Here is a 21,452-nt window from a genome sequence, read left to right as displayed (position 1 = left end):
AGTGGGCCTCCATGTCTGCCGGAATGCGGCCCGTGCGGGAATTCAGAGATTTGACCAGATTTCTCTGACGACTCCGGGCACGATCCGCTATTTGGTTTGTTTGAAGACGGCGAGGTAGGAACACCACAGCCCGCATCCACGACCCCCGCCGGGAATCTGAGGTCGGGTGCGCCACCCGAGGGTGTCGCCCGGTTGCCATCGGTTGGACACTAGCCGCAGTACCGTCAACGTACATTGACATAGTAGTCAAACACGGTTGACAAATTCTAGACCCGGGACATGGTTGGGTCGACCACGAGCCGACCGGGACATGGGTCGGCTTGGCGGCGGCGACGGCATTTGGTGACCCGGCACGAGCCTCGGCGCGCCAGAGCGTGGAAGTCTCCCAAGGATTGCGGGGACAAATCCAGCCGTCGCTCAGAAAATCGGGGTCCGGAACCGGTCGCCGAAACGGGTTGGGTGTCCTGGGACGCCTGGTGGAGTAGTGGATCTAGTCGGTGGACCGGGCCCCAACACTCAAGAGGTCAACCGCCACCGCTACCCCTTGCGCATCGGCGCGGGATTCCACAGCCCGCTACGGGTCACCGTGCCCAGCTGTAAGCGTGCCGGTTCGGCGTCGGGGTAGTAGGGGGTCAGCCGCTGCAGCGAGCCCCAGTCCCGGAACCAGTCGTCCTTGAGATAGCTGGCCACCGTCGTCGCGCGCAGCAGCAACTCGGTGATGCCCAGGGGGCCGCCGCCGTTCTTGTCCATGACGGGAGAATTGGCCTCGGCGCCGAACCGGTCCGGCAGGATCCGCCATGTCGGTGTCTCGACAACGCCGTTTTGATGGCCGAACGGTCGCTGGCACGGGAATGCCAGCCCGACCAGCCAGTCCAGGAACACCGGATCCTTGGAGCCCACCACGTCCTGTAACGTGCGCAGCCGCGGAATCCGCGGCGGTGTCAAGGCGATCCAGTGCTGCGGAGCCAGGTCCTCGTCGTCGGCCACCAGGCGAATCTGGGTGGCGCTGTCGGGAATGGCCGACAGCGGCGCGCGTAGGTTACGCCAGGCGGGCACCGCGCCGACATCGGCAAAGCTCATCGAGCCGCCGGGGCGTCCGGACGCCGCTTGGTCGTCGGTGGCCCATTGCACCTGGACTTCACGGGGGTCGAAGCGGCCGGCTGCCGAAACGACCAGCAGCGGTGTCTTATTACGTTCCTCCTTGGGGGGCAGGCGATACCAGCCCGACCGAAGTAGGGCGGGCACCTGGACGCCGGCCCGCCAGCTACCCAGCACCGGGGTGCGGGCGGGATCGAGGTTGAACGGCAGCCGCGCTCGGGAGCCGTTGATCCCCGGTGCGGCGGTAGTGCCGCCTTCGGTACCGGCCTCGGTGCCGGTGACCAGTCCGTCGTCGTTGATGAAGCTGCGGTCGCCCGGACGTTCCATTACCGGGTCGGCGGAGACATCAGCGGGAATTCCGTTGGGCGTAAACGCTTCTGACAGTCCGGCCCCCAGAGCGTCGGCAACCGGAGCGCTCACTGGCGGCAGCATGCCGGCCTCGGGATCGAGCTCCACCAATACGTCTTCGGCCAGCCCGCACGTCTTGCCGGTGACAGCTTGCAGGTTGGACCGGCCGACGGACCACGCCGGGTACTGGGAAATCATCCCCAGAGTCAGCGACGCGACCTCCATGGTCACCAGCAGCCACGTCGCAATTGCCAACGGGGACTGGACTATCCGGGCCAGCCGCGCCCCAATCCGGGTCTTGGGCGGCCCGTCGTCGGTGTCGACGAAGTTAAACCACGCCGCCACCACCAGTACCACGACCGAGAGCTCGAGCAGCGCGGTGGTGAGCGACCAGCGCCACTTCGGGAATGAATTCGACCACGGCACACCGAAATTGGAGACATACCACCAGCCGTTGACACTGGCGAAGGACAGCGCCATCACGAAGATCACCACGGCGGCAAACACGGTGCGGTTGCGTCGGGACCGCATCGCCGCCCCGGTCACCGCGACCGCGGCCAGCGCCCCCAGTGAGCCCGCCAGCCCGGCGAACACCCCGAAGTGGTGGGTCCATTTCGTCGGGGTGAACATCATGGCCAGGAACGAGATGATGGTGATCCCGATGATGCGGCGGCTGGGGCCGGCGGCCGTGCCCGGGATTCGTCCTTTGCGCAACGACATTGCCACCGCGACGGCGAGGGCGACGACCAGCGCCAGCACCGCGAAGCGGCGGGCCACCGACCCGTCGGGGCTGGCCATGAACAGCCGCTCGTATCGGATGTGTTCGTCAAACCACTTGAGGCTCGGGCCGACGGCACGCTTGAGCAGGCTGGCCTGTGTCTCGCCGGCAAACGTCTGGTCGCGGAAGATCAGGATCGCGGTAACGGTGGCGGCGGCGAGCAACGGCGCCAGCAGCGGCAGCGCGCCGAACTGTTTATAGCGCCGGTGCAGGATGGTCCGCAGCGGCCCGATCGCGACCAGCAGCGCACCGATGGAGGCGATGCCGGTCGGCCCGGAGAACAGCGTCAGCGCACCGAGGATGCAGGCGATCGCCACCGGCAGCAGCCGGCTGGTGGCCACCGCGCGCTCCACCGAACACCAGGTCAGCAGGATGCCCAGGGCGATGATCGGCTCCGGCCGCAGGCCGTTGTTCAGCGGCAGCCACACCGCCAGGAACATGCCCGCCGCCGTCCACGCCGCAGCGCGGCTGTGTTTGACGGCGTGGCCGAGACGGGGGATGACCTCGCGGCTGATCAACCACCAGCACGTCAGGGCCATCGCCAGGGTGGGCAGCCGCATCCAGACGCTGGCGGTACTGACGTGCGCCCACATTGCCAGCAGGTCGTAGTACCAGCCGAAGGGCGCCTCGGGTGTGCCGAACCAGCGGTAATAGTTCGCCATATAGCCGGCGTGTTCGGACACCCGGGCCATGGTCAGGATGTAGCCGTCATCGGAGGTGTTGGCGCCGACGAAGTGCCACCACACCAGCACTGCGATGACCAGGGCGTCCAGCCCGCCGATCGACCACCAGCGCTGCGGCAGGATGCGCCGGTGGCGGGTGCCGTCGGCGGTGTCGAGGACGTGCAGTGCCACCAGGGCGACGGCGGTCGACAACAGGCCGAGGATCATCGCGGCCATCTTCAGCGGGGTGGGGCTGCTGCTGTAGCGGGTGTCGACGGTCGCCGAGAAGCTCAGGCCCGGCGGTGTCGGCCCGGACAGATCGGTGAACACCCCGACGATCTGCGGCCGAAAGTCGTAGCCGCCGCGCTCGCCGCGCAGCGGTTCGCCGGGATGTTCGGCGTTGGGACCCTGTTTGAGCCCCACAAATTCGGCGGCGACCTTGTCGGCGTGGGCGGTAAACGTCAACTGCTGACATGCGGGGCTCAGCACCTGGCTCAGCGGAGCGCTGACCACCGGGACATTGCGCACCACCAGTACCAGGTCGTCGTTGGCGCGCTGGATGAGCAGCCCGCGGTCGACGGCGTTGGGGGCCTGCTTGGGCACCGTCGACAACAGCACGGTCTTGCCGGTGTTCTGCGGCCCGGCCAGTCCGGCGGCGGCCCGGCACGGGACGGTGATGTTGAGTTCGGTGGCCACATAGCCGATCAGCGGCGCCTCGACGCTGGTTAGGGTGCCGCTTTGCGGCCACTTCAGTTGCGCGGTGGTCTGCTCGACCGGCAGTAGCGGGGTGGCCAGCGCCAGGATGGTCCCGAGCAGGCCCGCGACGGCGGCGACGAACCGAGCGATCCGGTAGTTTGCTCCCGCGTCGCTCACGGAGGTAGATGGTAATTGTTGCAGCGCGCCCGGTGCGGTTTCGGTGGCCATCAGGCACCCGCCGCCGGTTTGCGAATGGCCAGGACGAAGGGACCTATGGTGTCGACGCTGAAACGCGGATCGGCGAAGATGGCGGACTTCAATTCCACGGTGTAGCGACGCACGTTGGGCTGATTGGGGTAGACGTCTTCGGCCAGCCGCAGGGTGTAGGTATTACCCGTGCCGCGGCGCATCAGGAACACCGTCGGCGCCGGCCAGGGCAGCTTGTCCAGGGCTGCGATGAACTCGCCGGCGGTCCTGAGCTTGGCCCAGCTTTCGATATGGGCGGCCCGCTTGTCGAACTGCGCCAGCGGGTTGGCGTAGTGCGACGTCAATCCCTGGAACCCCCAATAGGGGTAGTACGACAGGAAGCTGTAGTCGGCGGTAAGCACCACCAGCTGATCGCGCGGTTTGCCGGTGACTTTTCGGATGGCGGCGTCGACCGCCGGGTAGTACTTCTCGGAGCCGGGCGGGCGCCGGTCACCGCGCTGGCCGTGGCCGTCGGTGTCGGTGTAGGCGACGGTCAGGTCGGGCCGCAGCACGTCGGGAATGTCCTGGCTGAACGCGATGGCGCCGGCCAGTCCGATCGCGCCGGCCACCGGGAGCACGGTGCGCCGCCTTACGGCCAGCGCCTGTGCCGCCTCCACGAAGCCGAACACTCCCGCCGCGGCCAGTAGCACGGTCAACGTCGGCTGCAGCCGAAACGACAGCAGCGTGGTGCGCGCCAGCGTGGTCAGCATCGACAGCAGCGACCACAGGTAGACGGCCAGCACGCCGATGGCCAGCGCGCCGGCCCGGGTCGACGACCGCGCGCGGATCACCAGCCACAGGGTGCCCAGCAGGCACAGCGCGCCCAGCAGCGAGAACTGCAGCATCGGGAAGGTCAGTTCGGCGCCGTCGGCCGGCAGGTAATGCTGGGCACTGCCGGTGTTGCTGACCGGGTCGCGGGCCGCCCGCAGCAGATACGGCAGCCAGGTGCTGGATGCGATGGCCGCCGCGATGACGGCTATGACGGTCAGCCGGCGCAGCGGGTCCAGGGCGGCCTTTCTGCTGTGTCGCCACCGGGACCCGGCCAGCAGCAGCGCCATCAGCGCGACAGTGAATGCGCTGTAGGCGAATAGCAGTGTGTACCAGGTCGCCGCGAAGCCCAGGAAGACGCCGGCGCCGACGACGGCGGCCCAACCGGCCGTCGTGGTCGCCAAGGCGGGTGTGACTGTGGCGTCACGCTCGGCTTCGGGTGTGACTGTGGCGTCACGCTCGCGGCGGCGATCGCCGGCGCGCAGGCCCGACCAGGTCAACACCAGCAGCGGCGGCAGCAGCACGGTGATCATCGCGGCGTACGGCTCCGGCGAGCTGTAGGCCAGCGTCACCGCCGCCGTGGCGATGGTGACCAGCAGCGCGTACTCGAAGCGGATCAGCCGCCACCACAGCACCAGCGCGACCGCCACCGCGATAGTGATCGAGGTGATGGCCCACGGCTTGAACATCTCCCAGGCCGTCGTGCCGGTCAGGGCGGCGGCCCGCCCGCCGATCCAGAACCAGCCCGGCGGGTAGAACGGCGGCAGCCCCACGTAGGTCATGTCGCGCAGGGCAGGGCTGTCGGCGAGCCGGGTCAGGTACTCGGTGCGGAACTGCTGGTCGACCGAGATGCCGAATAGGTACAGCTTGGTGGCCCCCAGCGGCATGCCCAACGTCACCACGGTGAACGCTGACACCAGCACCAGCCCGCCCAGCTGCGCCAGCCGGCGAAACCGTGCGGAGCGCCACACCCAGCCGACGGCGAGCAGCCCGGCCAGACAGCCGACCTGGCCGACGGTGGTCAGCGCATGCAGCTGGTTGGACGAGGGGAAAGCCGGCCACTCCACCCGCGAAATAGCGTTCAGCGCTACCACCGCCACCACGACAGCGACCAACACCGCGACGGCCATCTGGCCAATAGTGGCCAGCGCGTTGCGGGCGGCCGGCATGCTCAGATGGGCAGCTTGCGGAAGATGCTTCTCGGGATGTGTCGCAACACCATCATCACGTAACGGAATGCTGCTGGCGCCCAAACCAATTCCTTACCTTTTGCGGCCGCGCTCACCGCGAGGTTGGCGACGTACTCCTTGTCGACGGTCAGCGGAGCTTCCTTGATATGCGCGCTCATTCGGGTACGGACCTGGCCCGGCCGGATCACCAGAACCCGAACCCCGTACTCGCGCAATGCCTCTGACAATCCAAGGTAGAAGCCGTCCAGGCCGGCCTTGGTGGAGCCGTAGACGAAGTTGGACCGGCGCACCCGTTCGCCGGCCACGGTGCTCATTGCGATGATCTGGCCGAAGCCCTGGGCGCGCATTTTCTCGGCCAGCAGCACGCCCACCGAAACCGCCGCGGTGTAGTTGATCTCGGCGATCTGCACCGCCTTGCGCTGGTTCTGCCACAGCTCTTCGGCGTCCCCGAGCAGGCCGAAAGCGACGATGGCCACGTCTATGTCACCATCGGCAAAGCACTGTTCGATCACCTTCGGGTGGCTTTCGGTGTCCACCGCGTCGAAGTCGACGAGTTCCACCGACCGCGCGCCGGCGGCCTTCATCGCAGCGACCGCGTCGTCGCGGCCCGGGTCGTCGGGCAGGCAGGCCAGCACGATGCGGGCCGGGGCGTTGCGCAGGTAGCGCTCGCAGATGGCCAGCCCGATTTCGGACGTGCCGCCCAGCAGCAGGATGGACTGGGGGTTCCCCACGGCATCAAGCACCATTTAGAGCAGCTCCAAACGTCGGGCCATGTCGGAGGCGAACACCCGCAGCGGGTCGACCTTGCGGCGCACGGCAATCCATTCGTCGATGCGCGGATACATGGCGTGGAAGGTTTCGGCGGTGGTGCGGGAATCCTTGGCGGTGTAGAGCCGGCCGCCGAATTCCAGTACCCGGCGGTCGAGTTCGCTGACGAACTCGTTCAGGCCCGCCTTGATCGGGAAGTCGACGCAGATGTTCCAGCCCGGGATCGGAAAGCTCAGCGGTGCCCGGTTGCCGGGGCCGAATAACTTGAACACGTTGAGAAACGAGTAGTGGCCGCTGGCCTGGATGTCGCGGATGATCTTCTTGAACTCGTCGACCGCCTCGGTGGGAATCACGAACTGGTACTGCAGAAAACCCGCCGGACCGTAGGCGCGGTTCCATTCACCGAACATGTCCAGCGGGTGGTAGAACTGCGTCAGGTTCTGGATCTTGCCGCGGTAGGTTCCGGACTTGCGGTACCACAGCTCGCCGATCGGCCCGAAGGTGTACTTGTTGGCCAGCCCGTTGGGGAACACGTCGGGGAACGTAAGTAGTTGGGGCGCATCGAATTTCAGCGGACTGCGCCGCAGCTTGTCGGGCAGCTGGTCGAGTTTGGCCAAACAGCCCCGAGACACCGCCGCCCGGCCCAGCTTCGGGGGGGCGCTGATCGCGTCGAACCAGGCGCTGGAATAGGTGTAGCCGGCTTCGCTGCCGTCGCTGTGCAGGGCGATGGTCTCGTCCAGGGTGGCGGTGACGTCACCGTCGGCGATGAAGTACGCGGTCTCGGTCGGTGTCATCTCGATGGTGGCGCGCAGGATGATGCCGGTCAGCCCGTTGCCGCCGACGGTGGCCCAGAACAACTCGGCCTCGTCACCGTCCGGGGTGAGCCGCCGGAGTTCGCCGTTCGCGAGCAGCAGGTCCATCGACCGCACATGGTTGCCGAAGCTGCCCGCGCTGTGGTGGTTCTTGCCGTGGATGTCGCAGGCGATCGCGCCGCCGACGGTGACTTGCCGGGTACCGGGCAGCACCGGCACCCACAGCCCGAAGGGCAGGGCCGCCTTCATCAGCTGGTCGAGGTTGACGCCGGCGTCGACGTCGGCCAGTTTGGTGTCGGCGCTGATGGAGTGGATGTTGTTCAGCCCGCTCATGTCGATCACCAGGCCGCCGCCGTTTTGCGCGTTGTCGCCGTAGGAGCGGCCCAGGCCGCGGGCGATCACACCCCGGGTGCCGGAGTCGGCCGCCCGGGCCACCGCCTTGGCGATCACCTCGGGATCGGGCGTGCGCAGCACGTCGGCCACCGAGGGCGCGGTGCGGCCCCACCCGGTCAGCCGGGTGGGGGTGGCGAAACTGGCGTTGCTCGACATCGTCAAAGAGGGTACCGCCTCCGGCGGTGACGCCGCGGGACGCCGACGCCCGGCAGCGGAGGTAGCTCGATCGAGTGTGCAATGCCGACCATCGATCCGGCCCCGCCGGCGAAGCCCGACGATCCGGCCGCAGTCCGCTCAGCGGATCCGGAAGATCACCGCTCGCTGCACGACGAAGTTGATCACCGTGGCGGTGCCCTGCGCGATCACGAACGCGACGGGGATCGCCCACCCCCGGTAGTGCAACAGCGCCAGGCACAGATGGTTGAGCCCGACCTGCACGGCGAAGGTGACCCCGTAAAGGCCCATGACCGCGGCGAACCGCGCCCTGCTCGGCGAGGCCTGGAAGGTCCATCGGCGGTTGATCAGGTAGGCGGTGATGGTGCCGACCACGACGCTGATGAACTTCGACAGGTCAACCTGCAGGCCCACCCCTTTGTACAGCGCGACGTAGACGCTGAAGTCGACGATCGCCGCGAAACCGCCGGTGACGACGAAACGCACCATCTGGGTCGTCAGATGCAGGTGCTGATGGTGCTCGCGCGTCGGCGCGGCCTCAGGCTCGGGCGGGATCATCGGGGGGAAGTCTAGCCGGGCCGGCCCGCGCCTCGGGTGCCTTCCGTTTCCGCGCGTCAGCCGATCAGGAGGGCAACTTCATCGCGATCAGCTCGACCTGACTGGGCCCCCGGGGGGTGGAGTAGGTGACGGTGTCGCCGGGTTGACGCCCGGCGAGCGCCTGACCGAGCGGGCTGTTGGCGGTCAGCGTTTCCGCTTCGTGGCCTTCAGGGCTCTCTTCGATGATGGAGATCACATGCATGGTGACGACCTCACCGTCGGGAAACCGCAACGTCACCTCGGTGCCACCGGGCAGAGTGTCGGACCCGGCGTCGCGCAGCGGCCCGGACTTGAGCCGCCGGTCCAGTTCGTTGATCCGGTCCGCGAGGACGGCCAGCTCGTCGGCGCGCTGGATCGCCTCGGCGGCGTCCCCGTGGTCACCGACCATGCCTCGGTCATTCTTCACCTCGATCTCGAGGCGGTCGTGGCGTTGCCGCAGCCTGGCCAGCTCGGCGGCGAGGTGATCGCGTGCCGCTTCCGCCAGCCCCGTTGATTGGACTTCCTCGCTCACGTCCGCAGACCTTTCGCCCCAGGTTGCCGGTAGGTGCCGTGCGCCGATTGCACATCGGAATCGCGGCGTTTCAGTGTTACACCACCAACGCCCGGCCGTCACTGATATTCGCCAAGCGGATATAGCCGGTTATTCGCGCCGTTAACCATCGGGCGGCTCTGCGGCCCGGTGCGACGTGCCGATCACGTGGCTACGCACCCTCTTTGGCGCCGCTGGTGAGCGGCGACACCACGTTTTCCGAGTCCTCGTCATAGTCCAGTGTTCCGCCGCGCAGCGCGTCGAAGATGGCCACACCCTGCGAAACCAGCCCGGCGGCCACCTGGCTGAGCCCTTCGGCGCCGTTGAGCACGGTCAGATTCGCCCCGGCCAGACCTCGGGCGGCCTTCTCCACGATCACCGGCAGCTGGTCGATGAGCATCCGGTCCAGCGCCACCCGATTGTGCGACGCCGCCGCTTCGGCCTGGATCTTCATTTTCTCCGCATCGGCGACGGCCAGGATCCGGACCCGTTCGGCTTCGGCCTCCGCCGGCTTGACCACCTCGGCGACCAGTTCCTGCTGGCGCAGTTCGGCGGCGCGCTGGGCCAATTCGGTGCGCATTTCCAGCACCTCTCGCTGGGCCTGGGCCTCGGCCAGTGGACCGGCCTGCGCGGCCTCTGCTTGCGCCTTGTCGATCTCGGCCTTGTATTGCGCCTTGACGACGGCGGTTTGCCGGGCGAACTCGGCCTGCTTGCGCTGCGATTCCTGCTCGGCTTCGGCGGCCGCCTGGTTGGCCTTTGCTTGAGCGATCTGGGCCTGCTGCTGGATCGCGGCGTTATGCGGCGCTGACATCGCATCGATGTAGCCGAGTCCGTCGTCGTCGATGGACTGGATTTGCAAGGCGTCGACGGTCAGGCCGATCCGGGCCATCTCTTCCTTGGAGCCGTCGAGCACCTCGGTAGCCAGCTTCTGGCGTTCGCGGATGATCTCCTCGACGGTCATAGAGCCGATGATCGAGCGCAGGTGACCGGCGAAGATCCGACCGGTGAGCACCGACATCTGGTCCTGCTCGGACAGGAACCGTTGCGCGGCAGCGATGATGCTCTCGGTGTCGTTGCCCACCTTGAACGCGATCACGGCCCGGACGTTGAGCGTGATGCCCTGCTGGGTGACGCACTTTTCGGCGACCTCGGACTCGCACATGGCCAACGTCAGGAAGGCGGCCTTACGGAAGAAGGGGACGACGAAGGCGCCGTGGCCGGTGACGACCCGGAAGGGGACGTTGCCCTTGACCTTTCCGCCGGAGATCAGCATCGCCTCGTCGGGAGCGGGCACCTTGTAACCGAGCATCGTTGGACTCCTCACACTTTCGCGGTTGGTTTCTATGAGAAAAGTTCGGTTGTCACCATCTCGGTCCAGGGCTCGACGATGACCGTTCTCGCGCCCCGAACCCCAACCACCAGTACGTTGGTGCCCTTCGGCAACGGTTCGTCAGAGCGGGCCAGGAATGCCTCCCTGGTGCCCCGCACCGAAAGTATGACCTCGCCGGGACCGTCTGCGCCCCTGGTCGCCACGATCAACGTCCCGACGCAACCGATCACCGAGGCGTCGCTCACGAAGGCATCCTGCTCCTTCAAGGGGCACGGCGTCGAGTATTGCCGGCCGCGGGCGATAAACCGCTGCCCATATCGGTCATCGCGTGATACCTGGTCGAGCGATTCGATCGGAGCACCCGCGCACCAGTATCGACTTCGCTACCGATCCGGCGGCCCCGGTATCGTGATCGGGTCGGGAACCGTTGCCGCCCTTGATTACTCAGTTCTGCTACGGTTGACTGTCGGGCACCGAAGGCCCGTGCTGCCTTTCGAGGTCCGCGGCCCGGGGCAGGCTGCGCGCGGTAGCCGGGCCACCATCGCCGGTGACTCGGACGGGTAGCCGTCAGGAACCGGGTCCGGCAATCTCGAGGCCGACCACCCGGGCCGGATAGCGGGTGAGGTCGTAGGCGGGGGCTGCGCCGGACACCACATCCGGCATGTCGCCGGCCGGCCGGCCTTCCAGGCGCGGGGTGACCGTCCAGCTACCGAACGTGATCGGAGCCGTGGCAATGCGCGAGCCGTTCGGATCGGCCACCTGCTGCTGATACAGCACGACGCGCCAGCTGAGCTGATGCGGATCCGTCGCGATGGCGTACGGGCGCACCAGCCGCCACGTCGTCACCAACCAGGCGGCATCCTGAGGCGGAAACTGCAGTTGCAGGTTCAGCGTGCCCCCGGTGCCGGTGTCGGTCGACGACACCTCGTCAGGCGCCGACGCGACGACGGCACGTACTTGGCCGGCTGACTCGGCGGCGGCGAATTCCGACGGCAGATCGGCCAGGAACGCATCGAGCGTCGGTGCCGCGGACGCTGTCGGGCAGCCACCGAAGACGAGACCGAAAGCGGCGACGACGACCGCGGCGAGAACCTTCGTAACAGGTATATCCATCGGTTGCGTTCCTCGCGTCGTATCCGCAAACAGTGACCTTAATCGATGTCCGTGGCTGAAATTTGGGAATTGTCAGCCGAATCCGGGTTCACTCGGAGCATCCCGTCGCGCGGTACTGCATCGCCAGCACCGGTGTCGGCATCGCTTCTGGCCCAATGCATCTCACCATAGTTGCGGTGCCAGGCGGCCGGGGTCAGACGGTGACCAGCGCCCCGTCCCGTTTCGGGGTCAGCACGAACGCGAGCAGGTAGAGCACCCCGACGACGATCAGCAGATTGCGGTAGCCGGTGACCAGGGCGCCATATTCGAGGCAGCCCCCGAGAATGGAACCCAGCAGGTTGATGGCGAACGCCGACTGTGCGTGCTCGGTGGCGGCGAAGCGTTTGGCAAAGGCGATGTTGGCCAGGTAAATCGGCAGGAACCCGACCACGCAGGCCACCAGCAGTCGTGGCCAGAACGGCCAACTCAGCAACCAGGCCGGGTCGATCACATACGCCATCGCCAGGGACGCGACGATGGTCCACCACACCACGGGAAGCGGTGGAGTGCGGAATTTCCGGGTGGTCTCGACGGCCGCCAGGACGATCACCAGCACGCAGGCGAAGACCAGTGCATTCACCAGCCAGGTGGTGCCGAACAGCAGCGCGAAGGTAGCGATGTTCTTGGTCTCCAGCAGCAGGAACGCGGCGCCCATGAAGAAGAGGTCGAAGTAGGGCCGCATCGATCGAAACGACCCGCCCAGCAGCCGGATCGCGAGCAGCGTGATCAGCATGATTCCGGCCAGCGCCCACAGATACATGGCCGGGATCGCGCCGCCCTTGTAGTAGAGGAACGGGCGGTCGTCGGTGGCGGGTGCGACGACCTCGCGAGGCGGTGCGTACGGCACAGCGCACTTCTGATTGGCCGCATCGACCGCGACGGTGATCACCGCACGGTGACTGGCCGTCTGGTCGACGCATGGCCGATGTCCGAACGCAGCGGCCGCCGTCTCGGCCAGCCGGTCGATGAGCCAGGGCTGGCGATAGGCGTTGTACATCGCGAAGACACCGCTCGGCTTGAGGTGCTCGTAGGCCGTCCGTAGCGCGCGATCGGTGAACAGGAACGATTCCAGGCGAATCTGCGAGGCGCCGTTGACCAGAGCCAGCGAGTCCGGCAGCGCGAACAGGATCAGGTCGTAGGTGGCCTCGGTCGATTGCAGGAAGGCGCGGCCGTCGTTGATGTGCACGGTGACGCGCGGGTCCGCGTAAGCCCGGTCGGGGTTGCGCCTGACGCCGATCTGCACGAGCCGCGGGTCGATGTCCACCGCGTCGACGTGCTTGGCCCCCTTGGACAATGCAATGGCGACATCGGACCCCGACCCCGCCCCGACGACGAGCACGTTATCCAGGCGCAGCGTGTTCGTCCGCTCATAGGGCAGGCGGTACTGCTGGTATGTGGGAGCGGACTGGGTGAGAATCCAGTCCGCGGGCGCCATCACCTGGTGCGGGATGCCGTTGACCGAGATCGCCACCAGCGCCGCGCCGTCCCATGACCGGTGCCCCCAGGTCTGCACCTTGTAGTACGGCGACCAGGAGACGCCGGGGGTGATCGACTCCGCCAGCAGGACCAGGATCAGCCCGGCTCCCGAGATCGCGGTGACCACTTTGAATCCGCGCCGGTTCAGCACCACCAGCATGACGGCGGCGATCGTCCCCCACACCACCGACGGCGCCCGCAGGAATGACAGCAGCGTGAACATGCCGATGCCGAGCAGGGAGCCGATCAAGTCCCAGCGATAGGACGTGAGCGCGTCGAGTTGCCCGAAGCAGCGGCCGACCACCTCGCCCGGTCCGGCCATCAGCGCCGCCACGACGACGAAGACCGCCGGCAGCACGATCCAGGGTGGTAGGCCGCTGGGGCTGGCCGACGTGAAGTAGATGATGTCGCTGCCGCCGCGGTTCAATCTGATCGGAAACAGATGCACGGCGAGCACCAGCAGCATCAGCAGCACGCTGGACAGTGGCAGGATCGACCAGGATTTCCGGGAGATCAAGAAGCCCATGCCAATTCCCAGAAACGAGCCGAGCAACACGAAGTTGGTGAAGTAGGACAGATGCAGCACGTTCGATCCCAGCCAGCGGATCAGGACGAGCTCGATGAACAGGATCGCCGAGCTGCCCAGCACCAATCGCCCGATGACGGAGCGGGCGCCGCGCGTCGGTTGCATGAGCCGGGTCGAGGTCCGGACCCGCAGCCAGGAACTCACCGCCGCATCATGACACGGCAACCGTGGCTGCGGTGTCGCGACGACGAACAGCCGGCCACCCGTTCACCCGTCCGTGAGCTACACCCAGTACGGCACCCGGGCGCGATACTGGCGCATGGCAATTGCTGCCAGTACCCACCCGACGGCGGTCAGGATCAGCACCACCACCCAGTGCCGCAGCTCCTGGTGCGCACCCAGTAGCGGCGCCCGCACGATGTCGAGGTAATGCAGCAGCGGGTTGAGTTCGACGATGTGCGACCACCGTCCGGCGCCCTGCTGGCGCAGCGTGTCGTCGTTCCAGATGATCGGCGTCATGAAGAACAGCAGCTGCACCACCGAGAACAGCAGCGGGCCGATGTCGCGGTAGCGGGTCGCCAGGATGCCGAAACACAGCGACACCCATACACAATTGAGCACGATCAGCCCCAGCGCGGGAACCACCGACAGGTCCGCCCACGACCACGGCTTGGGAAAGATGATCGCGACCACCAGATAGATCACGATGTTGTGCGCGAACAAGATCATCTGCCGCCACACCAGCCGGTATACGTGCACGCTCAACGGCGTCGGCAGTTGCTTGATCAGCCCCTCGTTGGAGACGAATACGTCGGCGCCGTCCAGGATGGCGGCGTTGATCAGATTCCAGATGATCAGCCCGAGCGTCACGTAGGGTAGGTGCTCCGACAGCTCGAGATGAAACAGCTTGGAATACAGCCCGCCCATCGCCACCGCGGTGGTGCCGGTGGCGATGGTGATCCAAAACGGCCCCAGAACCGAGCGGCGGTACCGCTGCTTGATGTCCTGCCAGCCCAGGTGCAGCCACAGCTCATGACGGCGGAACCCGTCGACCAGATCGGCCCGGGCCCGGGCGAGTGTCCGCGACTGCGCTTTGAAACTGGCCTGAGCGTCGATGAACGTCATGTCGAACCTCCCGGCCGCCCGAACCTCTCGCGACGGCCCAAGCGCCGCAACCGAATCCACTCCAGCAGACCGCCTGGGTCGCGGCGGGTCACCAAAAAGAACCAGCCGAACCGCAGCCACTCCTGGGGCAGGAGCTTACGCAGACCCGGTTGCGACAACACGTAGCCGCGGTTGCGGTAGGTGAAGAACCGCTTGCCCGGGTCGTCGGGGTATTGGGTGTGCATGCGGCCACCCAGGATCGGCTTGAACTCCTCGGACCCGCACGGGTGCAGGTATGTCGCGTTCAGGCAGGTGCCGAACGGCAGACCGGACCGAGCCAGCCGGCGGTGCATCTCCACCTCGTCGCCGCGGATGAACAGCCGCAGGTCCGGCACGCCGATCGCCTCGCACGTGGCGGCCCGAAACAGTGCCCCGTTGAACAGCGACGCGATCCCGGGCAGCAGTTCCTGTCCCTCCTCGGTGCGTAATTCGCTTGCGCGCCTGCGCCATACCAGTCCGCGACGCAACGGAAACGCCAGCCGCTGCGGGTCATCGGAATTGCAGACCACCGGCGACACCTCGGCCAAGCCGTACTTTTCGGCGCACGCCAGCAGTGTCGCCAGCACCCCGGTGCCCTGCGGGTGTCCGTCGTCGTCGGCCAGCCACACCCAATCGGCGCCCAGCGCCAGCGCATGCAGCATCCCGAGCGCGAAACCGCCTGCGCCGCCGAGGTTTCGGCGCGAACCGAGGTAGGTGGTGGGGATCGGTTGGGCCGCAACCAAATCCCGGACCCGGGCGTCGGCGTCGTTGTCGACAACGATCAGGTGATCCGGCGCCCGGGTCTGGGTGCTCAGCACATTCAGCGACGTGGCAAGTTCGTCGAGGCGCCGGTGGGTGACCACGACGGCAACGACGAACTCACTCATCCCCGGACGCTTGTTGCGCCAGCGGCTGTTGCGTCATGCCGGTGTTCGCCGTCTCGGCCAGCACGTCGTGCACGTGCCGGGCCGCGTCCTCGCCCTCGTAGGCGCGCACCACGTCTTCGATGCCGCCGGTGAGCTTGATGACGCCGTGGTCGATCCACATCGCGGTCTTGCACAGCCGGGCCAGAAATTCGTTGGAATGGCTTGCGAACACCAGGATTCCGGAACGGTCGACCAGGCTCTGCAACCGCGACTGGGCCTTCTTCAGGAATTCGGCGTCCACCGCGCCGATGCCTTCGTCCAGCAACAGGATCTCGGGGTCGATGCTGGTCACCACGCCCATCGCCAGCCGCACCCGCATTCCGGTCGAATAGGTGCGCAGCGGCATTGACAGGTATTCGCCCAACTCGGTGAACTCGGCTATCTCGTCCACCTTGGCCTGCATCTGCTTGCGGGTCTGTCCCAGGAACAGGCCGCGGATGATGATGTTTTCGTAGCCGGAGATCTCGGGGTCCATGCCGATGCCCAGATCGAAGACCGGCGCCACCCGGCCGGTGACCTTGGCCCAGCCGCGCGTGGGTTCGTAAATGCCGGAAAGCAGGCGCAGCAGAGTCGATTTCCCGGCCCCGTTGTGGCCGACCAGGCCCACCCGGTCGCCGAGTTCGAGCGACATGGTGATGTCCCGCAACGCCTCGATGACGACGACGTTGGAGCTGTTGCGGCCGATCGCACCGCCGGCCTTGCCCAGGAAGGCCTTCTTCAGGGAACGCGACTTGGCGTCGAAGATGGGAAACTCCACCCACGCATCGCGCGTCTCGATGTGCGGAGCCTTGGACACGGTCTACAGGTACTGGCCGTGGCCGTGGCCGGGCTTGCCCATGCCGGGGGGCAGCGCGCCCTGGCGCATCTGCTCCAGCTGCGCGCGGGCGGCCATCTGCTGGGCGAACAGCGCGGTCTGGATGCCGTGGAACAGACCTTCCAGCCAGCCGACCAACTGTGCCTGCGCGATGCGCAGCTCGGCGTCCGAAGGCGCGGCGTCCTCGCTGAACGGCAGCGTCAGCCGGTCGAGTTCCTCGCGCAGTTCCGGCGCCAGGCCGTCCTCGAGCTCGCGGATGCTGGTGGCGTGGATATCACGAAGCCGGTTGCGGCTGGCCTCGTCCAGCGGCGCGGCGCGGACCTCCTCGAGCAGTTGCTTGATCATCGTGCCTATTCGCATCACCTTGGCCGGCTGTTCGACGAGGTCGGTCAGCGACCGCTCGTCGGAGTCGTCTTCGGTTATCGCCATGAACCGCGGTTCGCCACCGATGATCTCGACGCCCTCGACATCTTGGTCGTCGTTGCCGGTAGTCAATCCAGTCACCATCCCTCTTACGTGTCGACTAGGAGTGCGTCGTCGAGCTCTGCCCGCGCCACTCGTAAATCCGGGCTCCGCCGTTGTCGTAAATCTTCTTCCACGACGGCGATTTCTCCAGAGAGACTAGTCCGTCGGGAACGGCGAACCCCCTGACCGTCGGGCTGCTGGTCAGGATGTAGCGGATATTGAGCGCCTTGATGGACTCCAGCACCCGCGGATCGGTATCGCCATTGCGCGCGTAGGCCCAGAAGATGAACCGGTGGTAGCCGGGCCCCTGCTGCACGGGGTAGTCGTAGTGGGTCCACAGCGGGTGCAGGCCTGCCACGGCATACATCCACGCGGTGCCGTCGGTGTTGGCATTGCCGATCAGGGTGTCGCGCGCGCCGGGCAGGGTCGCCAGGTAGGCCATGGCGTCGAGGTCGCGTTGGTCGATCATCACCGAGTCGTACTTGTCGCCGAACAGGAAGCGGTGCCGCGGAAAGTAATGCCAGGCACTGGCCAGGCAGATCCCCGCCAGCAGCGCAGCGGTGACCGAGGTCCAGAACGGCTGCGGCAGCGTCTTGAAGCGCTGGGTCAGTCGTTTCGCCCCGGCCACCGCCAGCATGACGATCGTGAACAAGGCGACGCCGGCCATCAGCATCAGCAGCAGCGTGGTGGCTGCCGCGATCCGGCGCGGGTCGTTGTAGAAGAATTCGCCGAGCCCGCCGGCCACCGCTCCGATCGGGCCGCCCAGCGGGGTGCCGGCATTGACGTTCATCACGACCAGCAGCAACCACACCGCCAGCGGCCACCAGATCTTCTTGACCAGCAGCATGAACCCGCCGACGGCGGCCAGCAGGATCAGCCCGTACTGGACCGGGAAGTCGTTGAGGTGGCGGGAGTGCTGGAAAACGGCGTCGAACAGGCCACGTTTCTTGCTCAGGTAGGTGAGGAAGGAGTGCCCGGCGATGATGTCTTCCTGCTGCTGGACGCTGAGGAACTGCGGCAGCATGATCAGCCCGGAAATCACCGCCACGCCGGCCAGGGTCAGCAGATCGGCCAACCGGCCGCGGACCGGATGCCACAAGGCATCGAACAGCCACCAGGCCGACACCAACAGCACGACGACAAGGCCACCGCTGATGTGCACCGACAGCACACCCACGAACGCCAGCACGGCCACCGGGATGCGGTCGCGGTGGCGCAACGTCGAGGTGATCAGCGCCATGGTGGGCACCGCGACCCCGTACGCCGCGAGGTTGGGCATCGCGGCGGTGTCGAACTCGACGTAGGGCACGGCGGTGAACGACGCCGACAACGCCGCAGCGGTGGCCGCCGCGCCCGCGGTGCGCCACTCGGTGGTGTGGGTGCGAACCGCTCGCCAGGTCAGCACCGCCGCGCTCACCGGAAACAGCCAGATCGCCGCGGCCAGCGAGTTCAGCGTGTAACCGGTGGTGGCCGCGGCGCCGGTGAGCTGGCAGAACACCGCTGCCAGCGCGTGGAACACCGACGGGTAGTACAGCAGCGCGTGGGTTTCGACGTTGCGCAGCTCGCCCATGTGGGTGGGCGACGCCTGGCCGGTGTCGAGGATGAAGCGCACGGTGTTGGCGTGCCACACCGCGTCCCAGGTACTCGGGATGGACTGCCAGTGCGGGATCCCGCGATAGGCCGCCCAGCCGATGAACAGCACCCCCAACAGCACCCCGGCCGCGACCGTCAGCGCGGGACCGCGACCGACCGCCCGCGCCTCGGCGTCGCGGTCCCGAAAGCGGCCCGACAAGAGCTGAAGGCCGATGGCCACCGCGGCCACGACAGCCAGGGCCACCAGCGCCGTCCAGCCGTTCCACGGAATGCCCAGCGCGCCATAGGGGAGGATCGCCACGGCGATGACGCCGTACGTCAGCGGCGGGCCCACCGCAATGGCGGTGGGCCAGTTCAGCTGAGCGATGCGTGCGACGATTGCCCCGGGCGCGATCAGCAAGACCAATGCGATCAGCGTTCCGAACCACAAGCTCACTGGACTAGTATGGCTGGCCGGGTGTCCTGGCTCGGGAAGCCGTAACGGCTGAAACGCCGATGGGGCGCCCACGACCGTCACCAATTTGCAGATATAGCGAGAGCATTAGGGTGGCTGGCATGCCATATGACGTCGCCCGGGTGCGGGGGTTGCACCCGTCGCTGGGTGACGGATGGGTGCACTTCGACGCGACGGCCGGCATGCTGATTCCCGATTCCGTCGCCACCACGGTGTCGACGGCATTTCGCAGGTCTGCCGCCAGCACGGCGGGGGCGCACCCCTCGGCGAGGCGCAGCGCCGCCGTGCTGGATGCCGCGCGTGAGGCGGTGGCCGATCTGGTCAACGGCGATCCGGGCGGCGTCGTGCTGGGCGCCGATCGCGCGGTGCTGTTGTCGTCGTTGGCCGAGGCGTCGTCCTCGCGCGCCGGCCTGGGCTACGAGGTCATCGTCAGCCGCCTCGACGACGAGGCCAACATCGCGCCGTGGCTGCGGGCGGCACACCGCTACGGCGCCAAGGTCAAGTGGGCCGAGGTCGACATCGAGACCGGTGAGCTGCCGACGTGGCAGTGGGAGAGCCTGATCAGCAAGTCGACCCGACTGGTCGCGGTCACCTCGGCGTCGGGGACGCTGGGCGCAATCACCGACCTGCGGGCGATGACCAAGCTGGTCCACGACGTCGGCGGTCTGGTGGTGGTCGACCACTCCGCTGCCGCCCCATACCGGCTGATCGACATCAAGGAAACCGAGGCCGACGTGGTGGCGGTGAACGCCGTCGGCTGGGGCGGGCCGCCGGTCGGGGCGATGGTTTTCCGTGAGCCGGCGCTGATGAACACCTTCGCCTCCGTGTCGACGAATCCTTATGCCACCGGTCCGGCGCGGCTGGAGATCGGCGGGCACCAGTTCGGTCTGCTGGCCGGCGTGGTCGCCAGCATCGAATACCTCGCCTCCCTGGACGAGTCGGCTCGCGGGACTCGCCGCGAACGCCTGTCGGTGTCGATGCATTCCGCGTCGGCCTACCTGAACCGGATCTTCGATTACCTGATGGTGTCGTTGCGGTCGTTGCCGCTGGTGATCCTGATCGGCCGCCCGGAAGCGCGGATACCGGTGCTGAGCTTCGCATTTCACGACGTGCCGGCCGATCGGGTGGTACAGCGGTTGGCGGACAACGGAATTCTGGCGATCGCCAATGCCAATTCCCGGGTGCTCGACGTGCTCGGAGCCAACGACGTGGGCGGCGCGGTGACAGTCGGGCTGGCCCACTATTCGACGACGGCCGAAGTCGACCAGCTGGTGCGCGCGCTGGCTTCGCTGGGTTAAGGGTCGGGTTGGCCACTCGCGACCGTAACGCCAGGGCGAAATTTCGGCGCCGGTATCGCCGTGGCGTTACGCTCGCGGGTCAGATGGTCAGCAGGATCTTGCCGTACGTCTTGCCCGACAGCATCAGTTGATGCGCCTGCGCCGCCTGTTGGATGGGCAGCCGGGTGCCGATGACCGGCCGAACTCGCTCGTTGGCGATCATCGGCCAGACCGAGGCCGTCACCGCCTGAGCGATGGCGCTCTTGCCGTTCGGACCGGTCACCGGCCGGGCCCGCAGCGTGGTGCCGATGATCCGGGCCCTTTTGGTGAGCAACTTGCCCAGGTTGAGCTCCGCCTTGACGCCGCCCTGCATGCCGATGACGACGAGCTGCCCGTCGACGGCCAGGGCGTCGATATTGCGGTCCAGGTAGGCCGCGCCCATGATGTCGAGGATCACGTCGGCCCCGGGGCCCTCCTGTTTGAGGCGAGCGACGAAGTCCTCGTCGTGATAGTTGATGGTGATCTGCGCCCCGAGGCCGCGACAGAGTTCCAGCTTTTCCGGCGTCCCGGCGGTGACCGCCACCCGGGCGCCCAACGCGCGAGCCACCTGGATCGCGTGGGTGCCGATGCCGCTGGCGCCGCCGTGGATCAGCAGCAGCTGACCCGGGGCCAGGTGGGCTGTCATCACCAGGTTCGACCACACCGTGCAGGCGACTTCGGGCAGTGCCGCGGCGTCGACGAGGCCGACGTTCGGGGGCAGCGGCATCACCTGGCCGGCCGGGACGGCGACGTATTCGGCGTAGCCACCGCCGGCCAGCAACGCGCAAACCTCTTGTCCCGCAGACCAATCCGTCACATCGGCACCCACCGAGGCGACCGTGCCGCTGACCTCCATACCGATGATCTCGCTGGCTCCGGGCGGCGGCGGGTATTTTCCGGCGGCCTGCAGCACGTCGGCGCGGTTGACACCGGCCGCGGCGACCTTGACCAGCACCTCGCCCGGGCCTGCCGCGACATCGGGGACTTCCCGCCAAACCAGTTGCTCCGCCGATTCGGCGACGATGGCACGCATGAGGGCCACGCTACAACCGCTACCCTAAGCAGCGGTGGCGTGGCAGAGCGGCCTAATGCACTCGCCTTGAAAGCGAGAGACGGCTAAAACCGTCCGGGGGTTCAAATCCCTCCGCCACCGCCGTTTGCGGGGTGGTTTCCGAATTTGGCGCCAGGAGCTCCGGGC

17 protein-coding genes and 1 tRNA gene are annotated in these 21,452 nt (G+C 67.1%); 2 read left to right on the top strand and 16 right to left on the bottom strand.

The genetic code is table 11. From position 1 onward, the window contains the following. Positions 1 to 537 precede the first annotated feature (537 nt). The 15 genes from MKAN_RS13455 to MKAN_RS13385 all read right to left on the bottom strand — a co-directional run bounded on the left by MKAN_RS13455 (position 538) and on the right by MKAN_RS13385 (position 18,920). Positions 538 to 3,810: an arabinosyltransferase domain-containing protein gene (locus MKAN_RS13455; protein WP_023368848.1), complete on the bottom strand. Its 3,273-nt coding sequence runs from the start codon at positions 3,808 to 3,810 to the stop codon at positions 538 to 540. Continuing rightward, positions 3,810 to 5,765 carry a galactan 5-O-arabinofuranosyltransferase gene (locus tag MKAN_RS13450; protein ID WP_023368847.1) on the bottom strand — a complete coding sequence of 652 codons (1,956 nt, stop codon included), beginning with the start codon at positions 5,763 to 5,765 and terminating at the stop codon, positions 3,810 to 3,812. The genes MKAN_RS13455 and MKAN_RS13450 overlap by 1 nt, the downstream gene beginning before the upstream one ends. Before the next feature lie 2 nt (positions 5,766 to 5,767). Further along, positions 5,768 to 6,532, bottom strand: a complete 765-nt coding sequence (locus MKAN_RS13445) for a decaprenylphospho-beta-D-erythro-pentofuranosid-2-ulose 2-reductase (RefSeq protein WP_023368846.1) — start codon at positions 6,530 to 6,532, stop codon at positions 5,768 to 5,770. Next, complete coding sequence (locus MKAN_RS13440; RefSeq protein WP_023368845.1) at positions 6,533 to 7,915, bottom strand: decaprenylphosphoryl-beta-D-ribose oxidase; 1,383 nt, start codon at positions 7,913 to 7,915, stop codon at positions 6,533 to 6,535. Positions 7,916 to 8,053: 138 nt separating this feature from the next. After that, positions 8,054 to 8,419 carry a GtrA family protein gene (locus MKAN_RS13435; RefSeq protein WP_089025174.1) on the bottom strand — a complete coding sequence of 122 codons (366 nt, stop codon included), beginning with the start codon at positions 8,417 to 8,419 and terminating at the stop codon, positions 8,054 to 8,056. 136 nt (positions 8,420 to 8,555) lie between these two features. Beyond that, on the bottom strand, positions 8,556 to 9,041 hold the full coding sequence (locus MKAN_RS13430; RefSeq protein WP_023368843.1) for a GreA/GreB family elongation factor: 486 nt from the start codon (positions 9,039 to 9,041) through the stop codon (positions 8,556 to 8,558). 190 nt (positions 9,042 to 9,231) lie between these two features. Beyond that, positions 9,232 to 10,368 (bottom strand): SPFH domain-containing protein, encoded by a 1,137-nt coding sequence (locus MKAN_RS13425; RefSeq protein WP_023368842.1) that lies wholly within the window; start codon positions 10,366 to 10,368, stop codon positions 9,232 to 9,234. 32 nt (positions 10,369 to 10,400) lie between these two features. Then, positions 10,401 to 10,634 carry an NfeD family protein gene (locus MKAN_RS13420; RefSeq protein ID WP_036395243.1) on the bottom strand — a complete coding sequence of 78 codons (234 nt, stop codon included), beginning with the start codon at positions 10,632 to 10,634 and terminating at the stop codon, positions 10,401 to 10,403. A gap of 322 nt (positions 10,635 to 10,956) precedes the next feature. Further along, positions 10,957 to 11,502, bottom strand: a complete 546-nt coding sequence (locus MKAN_RS13415; protein WP_023368840.1) for a hypothetical protein — start codon at positions 11,500 to 11,502, stop codon at positions 10,957 to 10,959. Between the two features lie 193 nt (positions 11,503 to 11,695). Then, entirely contained in the window at positions 11,696 to 13,747 is a 2,052-nt protein-coding gene (locus MKAN_RS13410; RefSeq protein WP_023368839.1) for a spermidine synthase, read from the bottom strand. 78 nt (positions 13,748 to 13,825) lie between these two features. Continuing rightward, the gene (gene wzm, locus MKAN_RS13405) at positions 13,826 to 14,668 is read right to left on the bottom strand and encodes a galactan export ABC transporter permease subunit Wzm/RfbD (RefSeq protein WP_023368838.1); all 843 of its coding nucleotides are present in this window, start codon (positions 14,666 to 14,668) and stop codon (positions 13,826 to 13,828) included. Further along, positions 14,665 to 15,573 (bottom strand): galactofuranosyltransferase GlfT1, encoded by a 909-nt coding sequence (glfT1, locus tag MKAN_RS13400; RefSeq protein ID WP_023368837.1) that lies wholly within the window; start codon positions 15,571 to 15,573, stop codon positions 14,665 to 14,667. The genes wzm and glfT1 overlap by 4 nt, the downstream gene beginning before the upstream one ends. Further along, positions 15,566 to 16,408 carry a galactan export ABC transporter ATP-binding subunit Wzt/RfbE gene (gene wzt / locus MKAN_RS13395; protein ID WP_023368836.1) on the bottom strand — a complete coding sequence of 281 codons (843 nt, stop codon included), beginning with the start codon at positions 16,406 to 16,408 and terminating at the stop codon, positions 15,566 to 15,568. The genes glfT1 and wzt overlap by 8 nt, the downstream gene beginning before the upstream one ends. A 3-nt stretch (positions 16,409 to 16,411) precedes the next feature. Then, positions 16,412 to 16,933, bottom strand: coding sequence for a bacterial proteasome activator family protein (locus MKAN_RS13390; protein WP_023368835.1), 522 nt, complete (start codon positions 16,931 to 16,933; stop codon positions 16,412 to 16,414). A gap of 16 nt (positions 16,934 to 16,949) precedes the next feature. Beyond that, positions 16,950 to 18,920 (bottom strand): DUF6541 family protein, encoded by a 1,971-nt coding sequence (locus tag MKAN_RS13385; RefSeq protein WP_023368834.1) that lies wholly within the window; start codon positions 18,918 to 18,920, stop codon positions 16,950 to 16,952. Positions 18,921 to 19,039: 119 nt separating this feature from the next. Here MKAN_RS13385 and MKAN_RS13380 point away from each other — a divergent pair, with 119 nt between their 5' ends. Beyond that, positions 19,040 to 20,236: a cysteine desulfurase-like protein gene (locus tag MKAN_RS13380; RefSeq protein ID WP_023368833.1), complete on the top strand. Its 1,197-nt coding sequence runs from the start codon at positions 19,040 to 19,042 to the stop codon at positions 20,234 to 20,236. 79 nt (positions 20,237 to 20,315) lie between these two features. On the opposite strand, the gene MKAN_RS13375 is transcribed toward MKAN_RS13380, so the two are convergent. Next, positions 20,316 to 21,287 carry an NAD(P)H-quinone oxidoreductase gene (locus MKAN_RS13375; RefSeq protein ID WP_036445773.1) on the bottom strand — a complete coding sequence of 324 codons (972 nt, stop codon included), beginning with the start codon at positions 21,285 to 21,287 and terminating at the stop codon, positions 20,316 to 20,318. Positions 21,288 to 21,320: 33 nt separating this feature from the next. Here MKAN_RS13375 and MKAN_RS13370 point away from each other — a divergent pair. Next, a tRNA-Ser gene (locus tag MKAN_RS13370) sits at positions 21,321 to 21,407 on the top strand. The last annotated feature ends 45 nt before the right edge of the window (positions 21,408 to 21,452 follow it).

The organism is Mycobacterium kansasii ATCC 12478 (genome assembly GCF_000157895.3).
GTDB classification, from domain to species: domain Bacteria; phylum Actinomycetota; class Actinomycetes; order Mycobacteriales; family Mycobacteriaceae; genus Mycobacterium; species Mycobacterium kansasii.
The sequence above is the reverse complement of the archived record's forward strand: the minus strand, read 5'-3'. Positions and strand labels throughout refer to the sequence as shown.

Excerpts from the sequence above, each read along its gene's own strand:
- MKAN_RS13455 (WP_023368848.1), bottom strand. The coding sequence starts at position 3,810 with ATGGCCACCGAAACCGCACCGGGCGCGCTGCAACAATTACCATCTACC.
- MKAN_RS13450 (WP_023368847.1), bottom strand. The coding sequence starts at position 5,765 with ATGCCGGCCGCCCGCAACGCGCTGGCCACTATTGGCCAGATGGCCGTC.
- MKAN_RS13445 (WP_023368846.1), bottom strand. The coding sequence starts at position 6,532 with ATGGTGCTTGATGCCGTGGGGAACCCCCAGTCCATCCTGCTGCTGGGC.
- MKAN_RS13440 (WP_023368845.1), bottom strand. The coding sequence starts at position 7,915 with ATGTCGAGCAACGCCAGTTTCGCCACCCCCACCCGGCTGACCGGGTGG.
- MKAN_RS13425 (WP_023368842.1), bottom strand. The coding sequence starts at position 10,368 with ATGCTCGGTTACAAGGTGCCCGCTCCCGACGAGGCGATGCTGATCTCC.
- MKAN_RS13415 (WP_023368840.1), bottom strand. The coding sequence starts at position 11,502 with ATGGATATACCTGTTACGAAGGTTCTCGCCGCGGTCGTCGTCGCCGCT.
- wzm (WP_023368838.1), bottom strand. The coding sequence starts at position 14,668 with ATGACGTTCATCGACGCTCAGGCCAGTTTCAAAGCGCAGTCGCGGACA.
- glfT1 (WP_023368837.1), bottom strand. The coding sequence starts at position 15,573 with ATGAGTGAGTTCGTCGTTGCCGTCGTGGTCACCCACCGGCGCCTCGAC.
- MKAN_RS13390 (WP_023368835.1), bottom strand. The coding sequence starts at position 16,933 with ATGGTGACTGGATTGACTACCGGCAACGACGACCAAGATGTCGAGGGC.
- MKAN_RS13380 (WP_023368833.1), top strand. The coding sequence starts at position 19,040 with ATGCCATATGACGTCGCCCGGGTGCGGGGGTTGCACCCGTCGCTGGGT.
- MKAN_RS13375 (WP_036445773.1), bottom strand. The coding sequence starts at position 21,287 with ATGCGTGCCATCGTCGCCGAATCGGCGGAGCAACTGGTTTGGCGGGAA.